The sequence below is a fragment of the Faecalibacterium sp. Marseille-Q4896 genome, assembly GCF_017377615.1.
GTDB lineage: Bacteria > Bacillota > Clostridia > Oscillospirales > Ruminococcaceae > Faecalibacterium > Faecalibacterium taiwanense.
In genome coordinates this window covers 1-1,378 of the sequence record NZ_JAFREG010000022.1, presented here as the reverse complement: position 1 = coordinate 1,378, position 1,378 = coordinate 1, and the positions used below count along the sequence as shown (strand labels likewise).

At 55.5% G+C, this 1,378-nt stretch carries 1 protein-coding gene; it reads right to left on the bottom strand.

Annotation, left to right across the window (positions count from 1 at the left end; genetic code table 11):
• Positions 1–1,299 (bottom strand): site-specific integrase (locus J3348_RS14110; protein WP_207699211.1); only part of this gene is annotated, 1,299 nt, incomplete at its 3' end.
• Positions 1,300–1,378 lie beyond the last annotated feature (79 nt).

Sequence of the window (1,378 nt, the reverse complement as noted above, 5' to 3'; positions counted from 1 at the left end):
TTCGCCTGCGGCGGGTACAGCCTGCGGGCTGGGGCTTTCCTGTTTAGCATAGAACCCTTCCTCAAATTTCCTGCCCAGTTCTACACGAGAGGACTGCTGGATATGAGCGTAGGTGTTCACCAGCATATCCGCCGTGGCGTGCCCTGTGGTGCCCTGAACGGCTTTCACATCGCCGCCGGAAATCATCAGTTGATAGGTGGCACTGGAATGCCGCAAACCGTGGAACACAATGCGGGGGAATTCCGGGTGGGCATCCTGCCATTTGAGGAACTTCTTGCGGATCAGCACCGGCTCCACTGCCAGACCATTGGGTAGACGGAACAGCATTCCGCTATCATGGTAGCGTGCCGGGTCTTTCATCTCGTCTGCCGCCAACTGATTCAGCCACTTCTTCAATTCCTCTTTCAGTGCAGAGGTCATGAAGATGGTACGGCAGGAGGATGCGGTTTTGGTGCTTTTCAGGATGAGGGAAGTGGTGCTGCGCTCCAGCTTGTCCGGGAATATCTTGATGATGCAGCCATCGTCCACTTGATTTAGGGCTTCTTTCCGCACCCGCTGCATGGACTTGTTGATACGGAAGGTTCCGATGCCATCTGCGGCATCAAAATCGAGATCTTCCGGGGTCAGACCTACGATCTCGCCCTCTCGCAGTGCGCCCACCAGTGTGAGGTGGACTGCCAGATGCAGGATGGGGTCCTCCATGCTGTCCAGAGCCGCCCTCATTTCCTCTACCGTCCAGATGGTGCGCTCCTGCGTAGACTTCTTGGGGCTGTCCACGGGAACAGGGCTTTTGACAAGGATGCCCCACTCTACGGCATACTGGAAGGCAGTGCCCAGCAGCCGGTGCACCTCATGGATCGTTGTGCCGGAAAGGAAACGCTGCTTCTGCTTTTCGGTCAGTTCCCGTTTCTTGCCCTCGATATACGAACCACAGGGCGTTTTGCTCAGGGTCGTGTAGAGGTTCTCCATGTGGTAGGGCTTGAGCTTCTGCATCTCCATGCTACCGATATAGGGGATAATGAGATTCTGAATGGTGGAAAGGTTGGATTCGTAGGTTTTGGGTGCCCACTTGTGCTTGCTGCACTGCTTGGGCAGCCAATCCATGAGGAACTCTGCCACCGTCACCGAGGACGGAATCAGGAATGTGCCAGCTGCCAGTTCATGTTCGATCTGCTTCTTTCGGTTCGTTGCCTCCTCTTTTGTGGGAAAGCTCTCCCATTTGTCGCAGCTCTTGCCGTGCTCATCTTCGTAGGTGTAGCGGACGCTGTAAGAGTTGCCGCGCTTCGTAATATATGCCATACTGTTTGCCTCCTTATCAAGCTGCCCGGTAGAGCCACGCATCGAAGCTGTCCTTCGGCACACGGATGCTTCCGCCTAC